The organism is Paracoccus yibinensis (assembly GCF_030846195.1).
Taxonomy (GTDB): Bacteria; Pseudomonadota; Alphaproteobacteria; order Rhodobacterales; family Rhodobacteraceae; genus Paracoccus; species Paracoccus yibinensis.
In genome coordinates this window covers 1-19007 of the sequence record NZ_JAVCWH010000011.1, presented here as the reverse complement: position 1 = coordinate 19007, position 19007 = coordinate 1, and the positions used below count along the sequence as shown (strand labels likewise).

The following is a 19007-nucleotide window of genomic DNA, read 5'->3' as shown; positions in this document are numbered from 1 at the left end:
AGGGACGACAGATGTTCAATCTTTTCCTTCTGCAGCTTCTGAACGGCGCGCAATTCGGAATCCTGCTGTTTCTTGTCGCTGCCGGCCTGACGCTGGTCTTCGGCATCATGGACTTCATCAATCTGGCGCATGGCGTGCTGTACATGGTCGGCGGCTATGTCATGGCCATGATGATGGGCGCGACGGGCAATTTCTGGCTGTCGCTGGCGATGGTGCTGCCGCTGACGCTGGCGGTCGGACTGGTGCTGGAATTGCTGGTCTTCCGAAGGCTTTACGACCGATCCCATCTGGACCAGGTGCTGGCGACCTTCGGCCTTGTGCTGGTGCTGTCCGAACTGGTCCGCATCCTGTGGGGTTCGGCCCCGCTGTCCGTCGCCATGCCCGAGATGCTGTCGGGTTCGGTTCCGCTGGCGGGTCCGATGCGTTATCCGATCTATCGGCTGGCCGTGATCGGCCTGGGCCTTGCGGTGGCCCTGGGCCTCTGGTTCGTGATCGCCCGCACCCGTGTCGGCATGCTGCTGCGGGCAGGGGCGGCGAACCGGTCGATGGTGTCCGCGCTGGGGACGGACATCAACCGGCTGTTCATGCTGGTCTTTGCGGTCGGTGCCATGCTGGCGGGTTTTGCAGGGGCAATCGTGTCGCCGATCCTGTCGGTCGATCCGGGCATGGGCGACAGCATTCTGATCCTGACCTTCGTGGTGATCGTGATCGGCGGCGTGGGCTCCGTCAAGGGCGCCTTCTGCGCCGCGCTTCTGGTCGGCATCGTCGATACGCTGGGCCGGATGTTCGGACCCATCATCCTCAAGTCCATGATGGATCCGGCCGCGGCTGCGCAGGCGGGGCGGACCATTGCACCGATGCTGGTCTATATCCTGATGGCGGCGGTGCTGTTCTGGCGTCCGGCCGGTCTTTTCGGGCGGACCGTGGCACGATGACCGACGTGACCCGGACCCTCGCGCCCTCACGCCCCAGACTTGCCGGACGGCTGAAGCTGGCGCTGTGCATCTTCGCCTTCATGGCCGTGGTCCCGCCGGTCGCCCATGCCCTGGGCGAACCCTTCCTGATCGTTGTTGCGACCCGCATGATGATCTTTGCCATCGCCGCGCTGTCGCTGGATCTGATCCTTGGCTATGGCGCGATGGTGTCCTTTGGCCATGCTGCCTATCTGGGCTTCGGCGCCTATGCGGTGGCGATCCTGTCGCGGGCAGGGGTGAACGACCTTTTCCTGCAACTGCTGGCGGGGATCGCGGCATCGGCGGTCTTTGCCACCGTCACCGGCGCCATCAGCCTGCGGACGCGCGGCGTTTACTTCATCATGATCACGCTGGCCTTCGGGCAGATGGCGTTCTTCTTCTTCGTGTCCTTCTCGGCCCTTGGGGGGGATGACGGGGTGGCGCTGACCGCCCGCTCGACGATCCTGGGGATGCCCTGGCTGCAAGGGGCGGAGGGCATGTTCCATACCACGCTGGCGCTGCTGGTCCTGGCCTTTGCCGGGCTTTACCGCCTGACGCTGTCGCGCTTCGGCCGGGTGCTGACAGGCACCCGCGAAAGCGCCCTTCGGATGCAGGCCATCGGCTTCCGGCCCTTCCCTTATCAGCTGACCGCCTATGTCATCGCGGGATGCCTGTGTTCGGTGGCGGGCGTGCTGCTGGCCAACCAGGCGATCTATGTCTCGCCCGCCTACATGAGCTGGCACCGCTCGGGCGAGATGATCGTGATGCTGGTTCTGGGCGGCGTGGGAAGCCTGACCGGCGCAATGGGCGGCGCGCTTCTCACCATCGCGCTGGAGGAAGGGCTTGCGCGCTTTTCCGAACACTGGCGTCTAGGCTTCGGCCTGATCCTGGTGGCGGTCGCGCTGTTCTCGCCAGGCGGCTTGGCTGGCCTGCTGCGCCGTCTCAATCTGACAAGGGATCCGAAATGACCGATACGCTGCTGAGCGTGCAGACCCTGAGCAAATCCTATGGCGCGCTGAAGGTCACGCAGGACGTGTCGCTGGATGTCCATGAAGGCCAGCTTCACGCCATCATCGGTCCCAACGGCGCGGGCAAGACCACGCTGATCTCTCAGCTGTCGGGGCAGCTTCGGCCCGACAGCGGGCGGGTGGTCTATGCGGGGCAGGACATCACCCGGCTGGACATGGCGGGCCGCGTTCGCCTTGGGCTGGCGCGGTCCTTCCAGCTGACCACGCTGCTGCCCAGCTTCACCGTGCTGGAAAACGTGGCGCTTGCCGTTCAGGCGCGCGAAGGGTCGTCGTTCCGCTTCTTCCGCCCCGCCGCGGCCGAACGGGCGCTGAACGACCAGGCCATGGCCTGCCTGGCCGACGTGAGCCTTGCCGATCGCGCCCGCAGGCTGGCCGGATCGCTGAGCCATGGCGAAAAGCGCCAGTTGGAACTGGCCGTGGCGCTTGCCACGCGGCCCCGGCTGATGCTTCTGGACGAGCCGCTGGCAGGCACGGGCCACGAGGAAGCCGCCCATCTGGTCGAGATGTTCGGGCGCCTGAAGAACCGCGTGACGATGGTCCTGATCGAACATGACATGGACGCGGTCTTCGCGCTGGCGGACCGGGTTTCGGTGCTGGTCTATGGCCGGATCGTCGCCAGTGGCCTCCCGTCCGATGTGCGCGCCGATGCAAAGGTCCGCGAAGCCTATCTTGGAGAGGAGGCCGCCTGATGCTGACGGTTGAAGGGTTGCAGGCGGCCTATGGCGACAGCCGGGTGCTTTTCGGGATCGACCTGTCGGTCGCGCGCGGCGAGGTGGTGACGCTTCTGGGCCGCAACGGCATGGGCAAGACGACCACCGTGCGGTCGATCTTCGGGCTTCTGCGTCCGCGCGGCGGGCGCGTCAGCATCGACGGGCGCGACCTGACGGCGGCGGCGCCCCATCTGGTCGCCCGCGCGGGCCTGGGCCTTGTGCCGGAAGGGCGGCAGGTCTTCGCCCCCCTGACGGTCGAGGAGAACCTGGTCGCCACCGCCCGCACGCGCGGCAAGGCCAAATGGACGCTGGACAAGGTTTATGCCCTGTTCCCGCGGCTTAAGGAACGCCGCCGCAACATGGGTGACCAGTTGTCGGGCGGCGAACAGCAGATGCTGGCGGTGGGCCGGGCGCTGATGACCAATCCCGCGCTGATCGTCCTGGACGAGGCGACCGAGGGCCTTGCGCCCCTGATCCGAGAAGAGATCTGGTCCTGCCTGCGCCACCTGAAGGACGAAGGCGAGGCGATCCTGGTCATCGACAAGAACGTGGACGCGCTTGCCCGCTTTGCCGACCGCCATGTGGTGATCGAGAAGGGCCGCGTCGTCTGGACCGGATCGACCCCCGACCTGATCGCCACGCCCGAGGTCAAGACCCGCTTCCTGCACGTCTGACCCTCAGGCCAAGGCTGCCTTGGTGCAGCCAACCACATAAGCCATTCGCCAACCGCGATGGAAATGCCTGTGATATCTTGGCGTTTGCACTTCGTTTGGGAATCCGCCGGGCCAAATCAGCATTGTACATAATCATTTCTGGTAGAGATCACAGGCGAGCCTGTTCAAGCGCCTCAGTATGATCTGTCCGGGCAAGGCGGGGTCAACTTGTTGAATGACGCCAAGCCAATAGGAGTTGTCACGGCTTCGAGACGCCCGCTCACTGCTTCAAAGGTCGCTCGTGCCTGAAGTCCTCCGCGAACCGAACGATCTGGTGCATGCGTTCCTGCAGGACTGAACCGCGCCGGTTTGCCGGATGGGCAAGACGACCACCAAGTTTTCCCCCGAGGTGCGTGAACGCGCGATGCGGCTGGTCTTCGACAACAAGGGGCAGCATGGCTTGCGTGGCAGGCGGTCGTGTCGAGCGGGCCGATCCGGCCGGCCGTCGGAACGTGCCCCTCGGGACGAAGCGCCGGACTCCAAGAGTCTTCGGGTATTCAGAGAGAACTGGCCGGATCTCTGCGGTGAACAAACGCGTTGTTGCTTCATTCGAGGGGGTGAGCAAGTAGAGCCTTTTCTACCTAAACCCAAAGAGCCGAGTTGTCGCTACATGAATAACGTCCGCAATGATGTAAGCTGGCCCAGTCTCGGACTGATACCCGTTGGGGGCAGGGTGGGTGATCTGGTATGCGACGCCCCCGCACGAATTTTTCGAAGTCTGCCAATGCATCAACAAACATAGGGCGTCCCTGCTTTGAGCGAAACGAAGACAACCTTGCGGCCGGAAGGACCCGGCCTAAGTTTGCAGCCGCCTTTTCTTCAAGGTGGAGGAGAAGCCGGGACGCTTCTACGGGCGCGCGACTGGAGTGCATGCGCCCTTGGTCCACCGGAAAGCTGGCCAGTCGCGCTCCAGACCCTGGTCGGAGTCATGCTTGCCTCGAGCCAGCCCATGTTCGTTCTCTGGGGGACACAGCGAACGCTTCTTTACAATGATGCCTACCGCGAGATCCTCGCAGACAAGCATCCGGCAGCCATGGGGCGAGACTTCTTGGACGTCTGGCAGGAGATCAGGGACGATCTCCTGCCATTTGTCGAGCAGGCCTATCGAGGCGAGCCTGTGCAGATGGACGACATCGAGCTTTGGATGGAACGCAAGGGCTATCGCGAAGAGGCCCATTTCGCCTTCTCCTATACGCCGGTGCGAGGGGAAACAGGCGCTGTTGATGGTTTCTTTTGCGCCTGCCAGGAAATAACCCGACAGGTGGCCGCGGAACGACTGCTGCGCGAGAGCGAGGAACGCGCAAAGGCCAATGCAGATCGGGTGCGGCTCGCCCTCGACGCGGGCGCGATCATCGGGACGTGGTTCTGGGATCTTCCCTCGGACAGCTTCACTGTGGATGAGCAATTTGCCAATGCCTTCGGCATCGACCCCAGCCTTGGGCGCACCGGACTCAGCCTTGAACAGGTGATCGCGACTGTTCATCCAGACGACAGGTCAGGATTGCTCGCCGCCATCGACACAGCCACGGAGCGGGGCGGCCCCTATGCCCACCAGTACCGCGTGTGCCGCGCGGACGGCCAGTATCACTGGATCGAGGCAAATGGTCGGGTTGACAAGGGAGCAGACGGCACGCCGTTGAGCTTCCCGGGGGTGTTGCTCGATGTGGAGGAACGTCGCCGCACCGAAACCGCGCTGCGCGCCAGCGAGGAGTTCAACCGTCGCGTGCTCGGAAGTTCTGCCGATTGCATCAAGGTTCTCGATCTCGATGGCTTCCTTGAGTTCATGTCGGATATCGGGATGGGGATCATGGAGGTCGATGATCTTGAACGCGTGCGTGGCGCCTTCTGGCCCGACTTCTGGGAAGGGGCGGAGAAGGCGAAGGCAACAAGCGCAATGGACGAAGCAAAGCGCGGCGGCACCGGGCGTTTCCAAGGCTTTGCCACGACCATGAAGGGAAGCCCGCGATGGTGGGATGTGGTGGTCACGCCGATAAACAATGCGGCGGGGCAGCCCGAAAAACTTCTCTCCGTCTCGCGCGACATCACCGCTACGATGGAGGCACAGGCTACCCTGCGGGAAACCACCCGAAGGCTTGATGCCATCCTGAACAACACCCGGGAAGCAGTGTTTCTGATGGACCATCGGCAATACTGCGTCTACGCGAACGCCGCAGCCGAGAAGTTGACCGGGTACCGGGCGGAGGAGCTTCAGGGGCGGCCACTCCATGACGTCGTGCACCACAAGAGGCCGGACGGCACTCACTATCCAATCGAAGAGTGTCCGATTGACCGAGCCTTTCCCGCGCGCGCCCAGATGAGCGGCGAGGAGTTGTTCGTGGCACGGGACGGTTCCTTCTACCCGGTCGGATTCACTGCAAGCCCGGTGCTGGATGAGTCTGGAAGCCCTGTCGGTACGGTGATCGAAGCGCGCAACATCGCCGAGGACAAAGCTCGTGACAACGCGCTGCAGGAACAGAAGCGCACTCTGGAGACGCTGAACCGCACCGGATCGGCAGTTGCGGCGGAACTGGACCTTGAGCGTCTCGTGCAAACCGTGACCGATGCCGGTGTTGCGCTGACTGGCGCGCAGTTCGCAGCCTTCTTCTATAACGCCCAGAATGACGCCGGCAAGGCGCTCATGCTCTACACGCTGTCCGGTACCGACCGATCCCAATTCGAAAGCTTCGGGATGCCCCGTGCGACAGAGGTCTTCAGGCCCACCTTCGATGGTGACAAGGTCCTGCGGTCTGACGACATCCTCGCTGACCCGCGCTATGGCAAGAACGCGCCGCATCAGGGCATGCCGCACGGACACCCCCCGGTCCGCAGCTACCTTGCCGTGCCTGTCACATCCCGCTCGGGTGAGGTCATCGGCGGGCTGTTCTTCGGCCATTCCGACCCCGGCCAGTTCAGCGAAAACCATGAGACGTTGATGCTGGGGATCGCCGGTCAGGCAGCGATCGCCATGGACAATGCGCGCCTTTACCGGGAAGCGCAGTTGGAGATCGAACAAAGGCGCAAAGCTGAAGAGCGGCAGCGCTTGTTGATCAACGAGTTAAATCATCGGGTGAAGAACACCCTGGCGATCGTGCAGAGCCTGGCGCAGCAGTCGTTCAAACGCGACGTACCGTCCGATGCAGCACGGGCGAACTTCAGTGCTCGGCTGAGTGCACTCTCCGCAGCGCACAGCCTTCTGACGCGAAGGCATTGGGAAAAAGCACTCTTGTCCGAGATCATCTTCAGTTCGGTACAAGCAACGGCAGGAGCGGCATCCGCTCGGGTGACCTCCGAAGGCCCCGAGGTGATCGTTTCACCTCAGACGGCTGTTTCCATTGCCATGGCGATTCACGAGCTCAGCACGAACGCCATCAAGTACGGCGCACTGTCCAACGCTGTCGGTTCAATTGCCGTGAGGTGGGAGGTCAGCAAGAACGGGGACCGGCCGCGCCTTCGTCTGGACTGGAAGGAAATCGGCGGACCTGCCGTGACCGCACCCACGCACAAGGGGTTTGGGACACGCATGATCGAGCAAGGACTGGCGGTCGAGCTGCAAGGCCAGGTTTCCCTGGAGTTTGCGCCTCAAGGCCTCCACTGCGCGATCGACGCGCCACTCCCGGAGGCATAGATGATCGATGGAACTTCAATCCTGATCTTGGAAGACGAGCCCCTCGTCGCCTTCGCGCTCGAGGACATGCTTCTCGATCTTGGCTCAAGGGATGTGCGTCTTGCAACCACCATCGCGGAGGCCATGCGCCTTCTCGATAAGTACACGCCGGATTTCGCCGTCCTCGATGTCAACATTCGGGGCGAGCGGAGCTATGGCGTGGCCGCAGAATTGAGCAGGCGAGAAGTGCCATTCGTCTTCGCCACGGGATACGGAGATGCCGAGCACCCAGAGACGCTCAAGGCTGTGCCAACGGTGACAAAACCGTACAGCCCTGAAGATCTCAAATCGGCCTTGGCAGCTGCCGCAGGCCTGGTTTGATCGCCGGCGCGGCTGCACTGGCGCGGACCTGCTGATGCTGCCCCTGAGCGTGGTGTAGGTTTGGCTCACCCCCACCTAAGAAAATACGGAAAGGGCTTGCCATCCTCCTTCGCGAACGCGACTTCGCCCGTGGAGACGCCGCCCATCACCTGGTCGGTGAAGAACTGCCGTCGGGCATCGGGCGTCATCCTGAAGTCGGCGATTGCAGCCTCCCTCGATACTGGCGTTTCTGCAAAGGCGCGCGGGAAGCCGCACGCGACAAGCAGCGCGGCAAGGACCAGAAGCACCAGCCGCCGCATCGTCATCGCCTCGATGAACTCCGGCCGCCTGCAAGGCGTGTCGCCTGGCAGCTTACCAGTTCCGCGTTCCGGGCGCACCCTTGATCCGGCCTTCCAGATTGGGCGTGACCCATCCGCCGTAGAAGTCGCCCGGTTGCGGCACGACGCGCAAATCACCGACCCAGGCTTCGTCCATCAGCCCTGCGTAGAAGGCGACATACCCGGCAAGAGCGGCAAACCCCGCGGTAGGACGGCCATAGGACCAGGCCGCGCGCGGGGCGGTCTTTCCTCCGGCGATCACGTCAAAGTAGCGCGCCACGCCCTTCCATTCGCAGAAGCTCGTCCCCGGAACCGGGCGAAGGGAGGCCTGCACGTCGCCCGCCGGCAGGTAATAGGTCGGCGCATGGTGCGTTTCCAGAACCCGAAGGGCGCGGCCCGTTTCGGCGACAAGGGCGCCGCCCAGAACGACCCTGATCCGGTGCTGCACCGGCTCGAGCGTCGGCGGGCGCGGGTAGGACTGGACGTTTTCGCGCGGCAGGTCAGTCATGCAGGGACACCAGAAAAGCCGAATGGACGATACCCCGCGTGTCGCAGGCCGTCAAAGATACTGAGCGTCCGCTTTGGGGGCAGCGGTTCAATGCTGCACATGCGAACCGCTGGATTGTGCTGGGAAGCGAACGTCGGCGGTGGATTCCTCGTGTCGATGCTGTCGCTGGTTCCCGAAGGCAAGGATGGGTTCGTGACACCCAGGCCTTGAGCAGGCCGTATAGCCGGGGCGCAGTTCAGGATGATCGGCAGATCCCGGATCGACCAACCCGGGATCCAGACGTCATGACCTTGTGCTGACCGACCGCAGTTCCGGCAGAGGCACATCCAGCCGCACGCGCGTCAGCGTCAAGACCTCGCCGTCCCGCCCGCAAGTCAAGCGGACCCGCCACCGGGGCGATTGGAACGTCAGGCGGAACTTCCCGCCGTCCTGTCCCTCGCCTCGCTCCACAATGCTCCTGATCCCTCCGGCGCGCATGAGGACCTGAAAGTCAGACACGTCAAGCTCCAGCAACGACGCGATCTCGGAGGCCTCGACGATGGGACGATCCTGGTCGAACGTGATCCTTGTGACAAGACCGAGATTCATGACACCGCTCCTTTCTGCTAGATCGCCAGTTGTTCGTCGGCCGGGCCGAAGAATTCGTAATGGATGCGATCGGCAGGGATGCCCACGTCCTTCAGGCCGGCAACGAAGTGCCGCAGGAAGGGACGGGGGCCGCAGAGATAGACCTCCGCGTCGTCCAGGGGCGTGTTGGCCCGGAGCCAGTTGATGGTGATCCGGCCCGAATTGGCCCTGTCATCGGCGCCACTCTCGTAGAAGGTTTCAACCAGAGCGTTGCCATGCCGGGCGGCAGCAAGCCGCACCTGGGCGTCAAGGGCATGATGTGCCGGGCTGCTGGTGCCGTGGACATAAAAGACGGGCACGTCGCGATGCTGTTCTGCCAGCACCTCCAGCATGCTGACGACGGGCGTCAGGCCGACGCCGCCCGACAGCAGGATCAGCGGACGCTGCGGGTCCTTGGCAAGGTGAAAGTCCCCTGCAGGCGGCGTGGCCTCGAGGATGGTGCCGACAAGAGCGCGATCATGCAGGAAGCAGGACGCCTGTCCGTCCGGCTCTCGCTTCACGGTGATCCGGTAGCTCTCATCGCTTGGAGTGCTGGAAATGGAATAGTTCCGCTTGACGCCCGCAAGACCGGCCTCGTCAAAGCGCAGGGTCAGATACTGCCCTGGTCGGTGCGGGACAACAAGGCTGCCGTCCTGGGGACGCAAGATGAATGAGACGATCCCTTCCGCCTCGACCTGCCGCTCTGCCACCACGAAGCGGCGCCAGTCGGTCCAGCCTCCGGGCTTTGCTTCGATCTCCGTGCGGATGGCGGCTTCACGCTCGATCAGAAGGTCAGCCAGGAACCAATAGGCCTCGCCCCATGCCTGCAGGATGTCCGGTGTTGCGGCATCGCCCAGAACCTCCTCCATGGCGCCAAGCAGAGCTTCGGCCACAAAGGGATAATGCTCGGGCAGGATTGCATAGCCGATGTGCTTCTGGGCGATCCGCTCGACTGCTGCACCCAGGACGGACAGGTTTTCGATGTTCTGGGCATAGGCCAGCACGGCCTGCGCCAGGGCAAGGCGCTGCGTTCCCTTCTTCTGGTTGGCCTGGTTGAACAGGGCGGCGATGTCTTCGTTGCGGAACAGGCGGCGGTACATCGTTTCGGTGATCACGGAACCATGCTGTTCCAAGGCGGGCACCGTCGCCTTCACGACGGCGATGGTCTGTTGCGACAGGGGACGCGGCACGGGATTCTCCTAATCATGCATTTAGAATGCATCTATAGATCTATATACATGCAATTGGAATGCATCTAATGTGAAAAGATGAAGTTGACCCGCTACACCGACTATGCGCTCCGTGCGCTGATCTACCTTGCCAGCCATGATGGCGGTCGGGTGTCCATCCGGCAGATCGCGGAAGCCCATGACATTTCGCAAAATCACTTGATGAAGATCATCCAGGATCTGGGGGCTGCGGGCTTCGTCAAGACCACCAGGGGACGTCATGGCGGGCTGGCTCTGGCGCGGCCGCCTGCAGACATCACCATTGGTCAGGTTGTGCGGCATACCGAACGCGACAATGGCCTTGTCGATTGCAGCACCTGCCGCATCGCGGAAGGATGCAGCCTGCCGGACGTCTTCTCCGAAGCCAGGGAAGCCTTCATGGCAGTGCTGGACAAGTTTCGCCTGTCAGATGCCGCACGCACCCCGGATGCCTTCCGGCATCTGTTCGTGGCTTGACATAGCAATCTCGGCACCCGTGCTGGCTGGACGGTCTTTCGTCGATCTGCTCAACGCTCGTCCAGCTGTAGCCGGCAGGTCTCACTGTCAGCCTTCTCGATCCCTTTGCAACTGTTGCGTGTTCCATCTGGTGATGAAGTTCTTCCGCTCTGGCAAAGCCTGACGGTGATCGTCACCATCATGTCCACGCTGATCTTCAGCTATGGCCTGGGGCTGCCCTTCCGGCGCTTCGGTCCCTGGCTGCCGCTGTAAGGGGCGATCATGGATCTGCTTTCCAACCCTGCCGTGGGGTTCGGCGTCGCGTCCTCGGTGGCGAACCTCGCCTTCTGCCTGATCGGCGTGCTGCTGGGCACGCCGATCGGGGTTTTCGGCCACCTCGATGATCTTGCGATGATCGGCGTCAGCCGCTTTCTGGCGCCGTTTCCGGGCCTTGGCAGGGTGAATCGCTCTTGCCCCACAGGGGCAACCACAGGCATTGCCAGGATCCTGCCGGCGGCGCCTGTGAGGAATTGACATCACACTGGTTATATGTGGGATAATTCGTGACAATATTGCGGGACAGGAGGCGTAGTTGGTCAATAGCACGCAGCCTTCCGGTTTCAACGGCCCCAAGCCGACAGATGCAGTGCTGCAACGCAAATCCCTTGGGCTGATGCATCGCCAGATATTCGGCTCTTATGACGTTGACGTGCAGAGCGGCCTGTCGGTCTGGTCGCCCAGGCTGCGGAAGATGTTCCCCGCCCATTCCAACCAGCCCGTGTCCATGGACGAGGTCCACCGGACCATTCATCCCGACGACAGGGATTGGGTGACAGCCCGCATGCAGTCCGCCATGCGGTCACCAGGGCCGTATGAGTTCACCTATCGGATCGCGCTGCCTGACGGCCAGGTGTTGCGCGTGCGCGATGTGGGAACGGCCCATCCCGCTTCCGCGGCAGGCCAGGTCAGGCGCATCACGGGAACCCTGACCGATATCACCCATGAACCCGAAGGCGGCATCGGCCGCAAGCTGAGCAACGATTCCTTTTGGCAGATCATCGACGCAGCGCCCATCGGCGCATACGCGGTGGATTCGCGACTGCGCATGGTGCGCATAAACAGGACGGCCTTTGCGACCTTTGCCGAGATCGACAATCTTCTAGGCAGGCATATCGACGAGATCCTGCACATCTTGTGGGACGAACCCTTCGCTTCGGAAGCGGTCGCCCGGTTCCGCCGCACGCTGGAAACCGGGGAACCATATGATGCCGACCCGGTGATCGGATATCGCGCCGACCGCAAGGTTCTGGAAGCATACGACTGGAACATCGAACGGATTGAACTGGAGGACGGCCAGCCTGGCGTCCTTTGCTATTTCTACGACCTGACCGAACGGGTGCGCAACGAGCAGGAAACGAAGGAACAGCAACGGCGCCTGAGCCTTGCTCATGACGCCGCAAGGATGGGCGCGTGGGAGGTCGATCTTCTGACCGACGAAGTCCAGGGGTCCCCGCAACTGTTCGCGTTGTTCGGAGAGCCGGACTTTGACGGCAATGCCAACGATCTCTGGCGGCGTGCCATTCACCCCGACGACCGGCCTGCCGTGAAGGCGGCTTTTCAGGATGCGGTCGTGAACAAGTCGGCGTTCAGCGTGGATTTCAGGGTTGTGTTGCAGGGGGGCGCCATCCGGCACCTTGCGACGCGCGGCGAGGTCCTGTGCGACGCCGACGGCACTCCGGTCAAGGTCATCGGCGTCGATCAGGACATCACCGACCGCAAGGCGGTCGAGCTTGCCTTGCGCGAAAGCGAAGAACAGATGCGCACCGTCATCAACCACACGATCGCTTTTGTCGGCGTTCTGGATCCGGACGGGGTCTTGCGCGAATGCAGCCAGCCGGCCCTTGATTTCGGAGGACTGACCAAGAGCGACGTGGTGGGAAAGCCTTTCTGGGACGCGTATTGGTGGACATACGACACAGCCATTCGGGAAAAGTGCCGGGATGCGGTATCGAAGGCACGGTCGGGGCAGACCCAGCGGTTCGACGTGGTCGTCCGGGGCCGGAACGACAGGTTCATCACCATCGATTTTCTTCTGGCGCCGGTGTTCGGGGCGACAGGGGAACTGCGGATGCTGGTGGCCTCGGGCTTTGACATTTCGGACCGGGAAGAAGCGCGGGCACGCGAAAAGCTGCTCATGAGCGAGATCAATCACCGCACGAAGAACATCCTGACGCTGGTGCACGCGGTCGCACGGCAAACGGCGCGCGGCAGCAGTGAAGATTTCATCCCGCGCTTCGAAACGCGTTTGATGGCCTTGGCCAAGGCGCAGGATCTGTTGTTCGAAAGCGCAACTGATGGGGTCGATCTGCGCTCCTTGGCCGAATCCCAACTGGCACATTTCCTGGACAGGATGGAGACAAGGATTTCCCTGGCTGGACCGCCTGTCAGTCTTGCCCCCCACGCAGCCCAGGCGATTGGCATGGCGCTGCACGAACTGTCCACGAACGCAGGCAAATACGGTGCCCTGTCGTCAGACCGCGGCCATGTCGAGGTTGCGTGGAGCGTGCAGCCCGACCACGATACCCTTGAGATCGTCTGGGTTGAACGCGACGGCCCGCCCGTTGTCCCGCCCACGTCCAGAGGCTTCGGCTCCACGGTCATAAACCAGATGACACAGTCCGCCTTGGACGCCGAGGTCAGTCTGGAATACAGGCCGGAAGGTGTCAGATGGACCCTGGCGTGCAATATGTCAAAAGTAGGGAAAGCATGATGATATCCATTCAATCGGACAAGAATTCCTGGACATGACAGGATCAACGCGGCAGTCATGGCTGGCCCTTGATCGGATTTCTGAACTGTATCCGTCATGTTGCCGTTCCAGGCAGTCGTGGTCCTCTCCGTCCAGCATAGCGAACCTTTGTCCGCGGGCAGCGTCTAGGTCGTCTCAGCTTTTGCGGACACCGTGAACTGCGCTCCCTGAGCGGTGTTGATCGCCTCGACTGTGGCTTCCAACTGGCTGCTCAGCGAGACGATGAGGCGCATGCCGAGCCCCGCCTGACCGCTTATGTCAAAGCCCTCAGGCAACCCGCGACCATGGTCCGCCACGACAAGTTTGAAGCCTCCTTCGTCCTGGCCTGGCCCGAAGTGCACCTGGATCGGGACGGGCTCGTCACCCCGCCGCGCGTGCTTCAGGGCATTGGTCAGAAGCTCGCTTGCAATCAGGCCGAGCGGCAGCGCCTGATCGATGGGCAGAAGCATCGTCATGGCCCTGACAGTGATCTGCGCATTTCCTGAACCCAAGGAGGCTGCAATATCTTCTGTCAAACGCTGCAGGTATGCCCCGAACTCGACCGTATCCATGTTCGCCGAGCGGTAAAGCTGCTCGTGGATACGGGCCACGCTCAGCACACGGGTCGAGGCCTCGGCCAAGGCCTTCTTTGCCTCTGGGGACGACACGGCCCGCTCCTGCATGCGCAGCAGCCCCCCGACCATCGACAGGCTGTTCTTGATGCGGTGATCAATCTCGCGGGATAGAAGATCCTTGTCGGCCAGGGCGCGCCGCAGTCGCTCCTCGGCCACGACCTGGGTGGTGACATCCTGCACGATGCCGACCAGACGCACGGGGAGCCCTTCGGAAAAGGTCGTGCGTCCGTAGGCAGCAACCCAACGGGTGTCTTTGTCAGAACGGCGCAGGACGCGATACCGGGCCGCAGACCGTCCATCGCTGTGCGGATCAAGCGCCCGATCAAGCGCGGCCTGCATCGCTGCCCGGTCTTCAGGATGTATGCCATCCGCGAAGGTCGCAAAGCTGACCGGCTCCTCGGCCCCAATGCCCCAGATGTCGCGGATGCGCCCGTCCCAGTCGATTGTGCCGGTGACCAGGTCATGGTCGAAAAGCCCGAGCGCCGCCGCATCGACGGCGATGCTGAGACGCTCCTCGCTCTGGGCCACGGCCTGCTCTGCAAGCTTGCGCTCGTGGATATCCTCTGATGCGCCATACCACATTGCAATGCCGCCCCGCGCATCCTGCCAGGGATGGGCATGGCTGCGCATCCAGCGATAATCGCCACCTGCCATGCGGACGCGATGCTCGACGTCAAAGGGCGTGCCCGTCTCGATGGCCTTCCTCCACGCCGAAATGGACGCCGAACGGTCATCGGGGTGGATCGCTTCAAGCCAGCCTTCTCCTTGCGCCTCCTGCGGCGTCAGGCCTGTCGAAGCAAGCCATCGTTCGTTGAACTCGACAATCCGGCCCTCCGCATCGGCCGCCCAGGGGATCTGCGGGTTGAGCTCGACCGCGCGCCGCAGATGGGCCTCCCGCCGGGCCAGTTCGTTGCCAAGCTCCTCGATCCTGCTTCGTGCTGCCTCCTTGTCGATGGCCACGCCAAGAGTGTTGGCGAGCGCCTGCAGAAAGTGGATGTCATGCGGATTGAAGGCTCCGGGATCGCGGCTGTCGGCCTCGAGAACCCCGAATGGCATGCCTTCACCCTGGATGATCACGTTGACCGCGCGCTTGACCCCGTGGTCCGCCATCAGCTTCGGCGTGCGGAAACGCTTTTCTTCCGAAAGATGGTTGGAAATCACCGGCTCTCCCGTCTTGAAGGCGTATCCCGCAGGGCTTTCCAGATCGGCTCCGATACGGGCATGTCCGACCAATCCCGGCCTCCAGCCGATCCCCGCGCGCAGAAGAAGAGCATTCTCCATGGGCAAGGGTTCGAGAACCTTGGCAAAGCCCACTTCCAGCCCATCCGCTGCAAGGCGGCAGGCTTCATCCAGAATGGCCTGCAACGTATCGTTCCTGAGAGCGAAGCGGCCGAATTCGGCGATCAGCGCCTGTTGGGCCAGACGCCGTTCAAGTTCAGGAACAGGCGGGTTGGGGCAGCCGTCAGCCGGGGCCTCTGCGATCATGACCGTTCCAATATCAACGCGAGATTACGGGAAACAAGGAGAAAGCCCCGTATCCGCGTCAAGGGGCTTTCACAAGACACCGCGTGTCGTGGAAATGCCTGGTTCCGCAAGGTCGTGTTCGACAGCGCAGAAGGTCGGCGCAAAGCGCACTCTTCTCGTGCTCGCGTGCATGGCGCAATGCCCTTCTGCGCATGCATGAGGAAGTCGAGGACGTCTTTCCCCGTCTGCCAGAGGCCGCCCGCAAGCGGTTCCATACCGGTCTGACCTCTCAGGATCTGCCCTTTTCGGCCTGCGTCGGATGGTGCTGGAGAACGGCCGGGAAATCCCTGAGGTGTCCCGAGACTACCGCCTGATCGAGGTCGGTCCTTATACCGGTCCTCCAAGCCTCGCGGCGCTTCCCTCTCTGGTGCATGACAGACCGTTCGATCAAGGCGTCACCGCATGCGCTGACATTGCCGAGGCCATTGCAGCGGGACTGACGTCACGCCGCCGGCGTTCTGATTTCCTGGACGCCCGGAAGAGTGAAGGTCGTTCTGAACTTTGCCACAATCGTTCGAGTTCAGGAAAGACCCGCGCACAACGGGTCTCCCTTTTCTTGTTGATATGTTGGACTTTGGCGCCCTTTGGTCTTACCGATGCGTCATGAGGTCCCTGTCTCGTCTTTCCCTTGCCGTAGCTGCAATCCTGTCACTGGTGGGCACGGGGCTGACATGGACCATCTATCGCACAGAGGTTGCAGGCCAGCAGGCTGCATTCGACATTCTGGCACAAAGAGCCGCGCGCCGGATAGAAATCAGGATCGAACAACATCTTGCCCTGCTGACAGCCACACGGGCGTTTTTTGAAGTTCATCCCCGTTCTTTGGAGCGCGAGGTATTTGCTGCCTTTGTTTCGAAACTGGATCTGGATGGGCAGTATTCCGGCCTGCAAGGGATCGGTGTCTCGCAGTTGCTGCCACCGGCATCCGAGACCGACGTCGAAGCCGGCATCCGCACAAATTATGACGTCTCCCGGGAAGTCTGGCCTGAAGCTGTTCCGGGCCTGCGGACCGCGATCATCCTTCTGGAACCAAACGATGCCCGTAACCGGGCAGCCCTGGGCTTTGACATGTTCACCGAGGCCCATCGCCGGACAGCCATGCTCCAGGCCCTGGAAGAGGGTAAGCCCATGGCCACGGCCCCGGTCGAGCTTGTCCAGGAAATCACCCAGGATGTGCAGGCCGGCATCCTGATCTACATGCCGTTCTACAGGACTGAAGGCACACGACCCGAGGGCTTTGTCTATGCTCCCTTGCGCATGGGGGATCTCTTTACCGCTGCCCTAGCGGGCAGGGATCTTCCCCTGGAACTCCGTGCCACAGACGCACGGATGCCAGACCTGCCATTGTTCGAAAGCCCAGGTTATTCAGAGGCCGTCGCCCGTGAAACCCTGGCAAGCGAGAACCGCTTCCAGATCGCCGGACGGGACTGGATCCTGTCGGCAAGACCGGGACCCGATTTCGACGATATAAACCCGCTGCGCTACACATTCGTGAGCGGGATCATCTTTGCACTTCTCGTCCTGACCACGACTTTCGCGGTTCATTGGCAAGGCTTGGCCATCGACAGGTCGCGGGCGCTTGGTGAGATGGCGCGGCGCAGCGCCGAGCAGAAGGATCTGCTCATGCGCGAAATGGTCCACCGGCTGAAGAACATGCTGGCTCGGGTGTCGGGCATTGCGCGCCAGACAGCGCGCGAGACTTCCGACAAGACTGAAATGGTCAGCCGCCTGCATGCGCGGCTCCAAGCCATGGCAGCAGCGCAGGATCTGCTGATCGCCTCGAAAACGGACGGCACCGATCTCGAGGATCTCATTCGGGCAGAGACCGATCAGATTTCGGGAACGTCGGCAACGCTTTCGGGACCTGCGGTGCCCCTTACTGCCCAGCAGACACATGCGCTCGCCCTGGTGTTTCACGAGCTTGCCACCAATTCCCTCAAATATGGGGCGGCTGCGCAAGAGAGGGGCAGGCTGAACGTGACGTGGTCGGTCGAGAAGGCGTCAGCAGGTCAAGCACTCAAGCTCCTCTGGCAGGAAAGCACATCCGCCGTGACGCCCCAGATACCGGACTCGGCCTCCGGCTTCGGTACGCGCCTTCTCAGCCTTCTGGTCGGAGGGGAGTTGGGCGGCACCATCGAACGGCATCCCCAAGCGGATGGGTTAAGGATCGAGTTGAGCTTTCCCCTCTAGAGTTCAGGCAGCCAAGGTTGACCTGACTCGTAGCCCACGGCGACCAGATCGGCATATTCCTGAAGGCCCGCAACATGGACTGACTTCAAGGGCCGACATGATGCTCATCCATGTCAGGGGAGTGTGACATTCCTGAACTGGTGAGACATTTTGACTTTGCGGTGCAGGCTCCATTCTGAATGCACCAGTCCTGCGGGGCAGGGTTCGTCATGGTGCCTCCAATCGGATCAGTTCATCTCGAAACGCTTCTGTGGGTGTTCGGTAGCCCAGGCACTTTCGGGGCGTGGCGTTCAGGCGCTGACACATCATCCTCATCGAACGAGGTGTCAGCTGCAACACAGCAGTGTCCCGGGGCAGGTAGCGGCGGAGGCGCCTGTTCATGTTCTCGACCGAGCCCTTTTGCCAAGGAGCTTGCGGGTCGCAGAACCATGCTCTCGTGCCCATGCCGCTCTCCAGCTCGCGCCAGGCCACGAACTCCAGACCGCGGTCAAAGGTGATCGAGCGCCGCGCCTCGGCGGGCAGGGGTGACATCTCGTGGATCAGACGGCTCATGAGGGGCCGAGACTTCCGATCGTTGTTGCGCAGCAGAACGGTGTAGCGGGTCTTGCGTTCGACCAGCGTGGCCACATTGGCATCGCCCTGAGCGCGTTCGAAGATCATCAGATCACCCTCCCAATTTCCAAACTGGCTGCGATCGTTGATCTCGGACGGCCGGTTGTGAATGCTTGTTTCTGCAGGGAAAACCCGGTTGCGGGGTGTGCGGGCATAGCGCGGCTTTCGCTTTCGGCGCCGCTCGGGCAGGAGGCGCGCCAGTTGCGCGGACTGACCCTCGACTGAATAGACATACTGGTAGATCGTCTCATGGCAGAGCCTGTGCGGAGCACCGGGTTCGATCCTGAGCCGGCCGGCGATCTGCTCGGGCGACCAGCCTTCCTGAAGGCAGCGGATCACTTCGGCACGCAAATCAGGAAGACGCTCGAGCTTGCGCCAACGTGACCGCCTGCGGTCAGCCTGGGACTGAGCCGTCACATGCCAGTAGCCGTCAGCCTGCGGGACGTCCTTGTCATGCCACCAGTTGCGTTTGACTTCGCGCGTGATGGTCGAGCGATCGCGGCCGAGCATCTCCGCAATCTTCGTCTTTGGCACCTTGGCCTGCAACATCCGCGCTATCACGCGACGTTCGTCCAGCGTCAGGTTGGTGAAAGGGCGCCTCATCCCATGCTCCTGAATAGCTTCAGGAAACTATCGAGTGATGCATTCCAGAATGGAATGTGCCCGGCTATATCTTCTGTTGCAACCAAGTTGAAATGTCCTCGGCTGCGCAAAGTAGGAGTGTCTCACCGAGGGTGGGCAAGCATGGCCGGGCAGGGCGGAGACATCCGCCAT

Annotated in this window: 17 protein-coding genes; 11 read left to right on the top strand and 6 right to left on the bottom strand. The window is 62.3% G+C overall.

The annotated features are described in order from the left end of the window. The first annotated feature begins 11 nt into the window (after positions 1 to 11). From RAH32_RS16865 to RAH32_RS16840, 6 genes are all read left to right on the top strand, one after another. A complete protein-coding gene (locus RAH32_RS16865; RefSeq protein WP_306609412.1) occupies positions 12 to 935 on the top strand; it encodes a branched-chain amino acid ABC transporter permease in 924 nt (307 codons plus the stop codon). Then, positions 932 to 1921 carry a branched-chain amino acid ABC transporter permease gene (locus RAH32_RS16860; protein WP_306609410.1) on the top strand — a complete coding sequence of 330 codons (990 nt, stop codon included), beginning with the start codon at positions 932 to 934 and terminating at the stop codon, positions 1919 to 1921. Before RAH32_RS16865 ends, RAH32_RS16860 begins: the two co-directional genes overlap by 4 nt. After that, positions 1918 to 2670 carry an ABC transporter ATP-binding protein gene (locus tag RAH32_RS16855; RefSeq protein WP_306609408.1) on the top strand — a complete coding sequence of 251 codons (753 nt, stop codon included), beginning with the start codon at positions 1918 to 1920 and terminating at the stop codon, positions 2668 to 2670. Before RAH32_RS16860 ends, RAH32_RS16855 begins: the two co-directional genes overlap by 4 nt. Further along, positions 2670 to 3365 carry an ABC transporter ATP-binding protein gene (locus tag RAH32_RS16850; protein WP_306609406.1) on the top strand — a complete coding sequence of 232 codons (696 nt, stop codon included), beginning with the start codon at positions 2670 to 2672 and terminating at the stop codon, positions 3363 to 3365. The genes RAH32_RS16855 and RAH32_RS16850 overlap by 1 nt, the downstream gene beginning before the upstream one ends. 967 nt (positions 3366 to 4332) lie before the next feature. Then, positions 4333 to 7029 (top strand): PAS domain-containing sensor histidine kinase, encoded by a 2697-nt coding sequence (locus RAH32_RS16845; RefSeq protein WP_306609404.1) that lies wholly within the window; start codon positions 4333 to 4335, stop codon positions 7027 to 7029. Further along, complete coding sequence (locus RAH32_RS16840; RefSeq protein ID WP_306609402.1) at positions 7030 to 7389, top strand: response regulator; 360 nt, start codon at positions 7030 to 7032, stop codon at positions 7387 to 7389. It abuts the gene before it with no gap. Between the two features lie 65 nt (positions 7390 to 7454). On the opposite strand, the gene RAH32_RS16835 is transcribed toward RAH32_RS16840, so the two are convergent. From RAH32_RS16835 to hmpA, 4 genes are all read right to left on the bottom strand, one after another. Further along, positions 7455 to 7688: a hypothetical protein gene (locus RAH32_RS16835; protein WP_306609400.1), complete on the bottom strand. Its 234-nt coding sequence runs from the start codon at positions 7686 to 7688 to the stop codon at positions 7455 to 7457. Positions 7689 to 7740: 52 nt separating this feature from the next. Further along, positions 7741 to 8214, bottom strand: a complete 474-nt coding sequence (locus RAH32_RS16830) for a DUF427 domain-containing protein (protein ID WP_306609398.1) — start codon at positions 8212 to 8214, stop codon at positions 7741 to 7743. Positions 8215 to 8496: 282 nt separating this feature from the next. Beyond that, positions 8497 to 8802: a DUF6522 family protein gene (locus RAH32_RS16825; RefSeq protein WP_306609396.1), complete on the bottom strand. Its 306-nt coding sequence runs from the start codon at positions 8800 to 8802 to the stop codon at positions 8497 to 8499. 17 nt (positions 8803 to 8819) lie between these two features. After that, on the bottom strand, positions 8820 to 10010 hold the full coding sequence (gene hmpA / locus RAH32_RS16820) for an NO-inducible flavohemoprotein (RefSeq protein WP_306609395.1): 1191 nt from the start codon (positions 10008 to 10010) through the stop codon (positions 8820 to 8822). A gap of 78 nt (positions 10011 to 10088) precedes the next feature. Here hmpA and RAH32_RS16815 point away from each other — a divergent pair, with 78 nt between their 5' ends. The 4 genes from RAH32_RS16815 (at position 10089) to RAH32_RS16800 (ending at position 13254) form a co-directional block, all read left to right on the top strand. Next, a complete protein-coding gene (locus tag RAH32_RS16815; RefSeq protein ID WP_306609393.1) occupies positions 10089 to 10505 on the top strand; it encodes an RrF2 family transcriptional regulator in 417 nt (138 codons plus the stop codon). A gap of 114 nt (positions 10506 to 10619) precedes the next feature. Next, positions 10620 to 10757: a hypothetical protein gene (locus tag RAH32_RS16810; RefSeq protein WP_306609391.1), complete on the top strand. Its 138-nt coding sequence runs from the start codon at positions 10620 to 10622 to the stop codon at positions 10755 to 10757. 9 nt (positions 10758 to 10766) lie between these two features. Then, positions 10767 to 11018 carry a hypothetical protein gene (locus RAH32_RS16805; RefSeq protein ID WP_306609389.1) on the top strand — a complete coding sequence of 84 codons (252 nt, stop codon included), beginning with the start codon at positions 10767 to 10769 and terminating at the stop codon, positions 11016 to 11018. Positions 11019 to 11076: 58 nt separating this feature from the next. Further along, entirely contained in the window at positions 11077 to 13254 is a 2178-nt protein-coding gene (locus RAH32_RS16800) for a PAS domain-containing sensor histidine kinase (protein ID WP_306609387.1), read from the top strand. A 164-nt stretch (positions 13255 to 13418) separates the two neighbouring features. On the opposite strand, the gene RAH32_RS16795 is transcribed toward RAH32_RS16800, so the two are convergent. Then, complete coding sequence (locus RAH32_RS16795; RefSeq protein ID WP_306609385.1) at positions 13419 to 15392, bottom strand: PAS domain-containing protein; 1974 nt, start codon at positions 15390 to 15392, stop codon at positions 13419 to 13421. Positions 15393 to 16034: 642 nt separating this feature from the next. On the opposite strand from RAH32_RS16795, the gene RAH32_RS16790 reads away from it, so the two are divergent. After that, positions 16035 to 17621 (top strand): CHASE domain-containing protein, encoded by a 1587-nt coding sequence (locus tag RAH32_RS16790; protein ID WP_306609383.1) that lies wholly within the window; start codon positions 16035 to 16037, stop codon positions 17619 to 17621. Between the two features lie 207 nt (positions 17622 to 17828). On the opposite strand, the gene RAH32_RS16785 is transcribed toward RAH32_RS16790, so the two are convergent. Further along, on the bottom strand, positions 17829 to 18836 hold the full coding sequence (locus RAH32_RS16785; RefSeq protein ID WP_306609381.1) for an IS30 family transposase: 1008 nt from the start codon (positions 18834 to 18836) through the stop codon (positions 17829 to 17831). Positions 18837 to 19007: the final 171 nt, after the last annotated feature.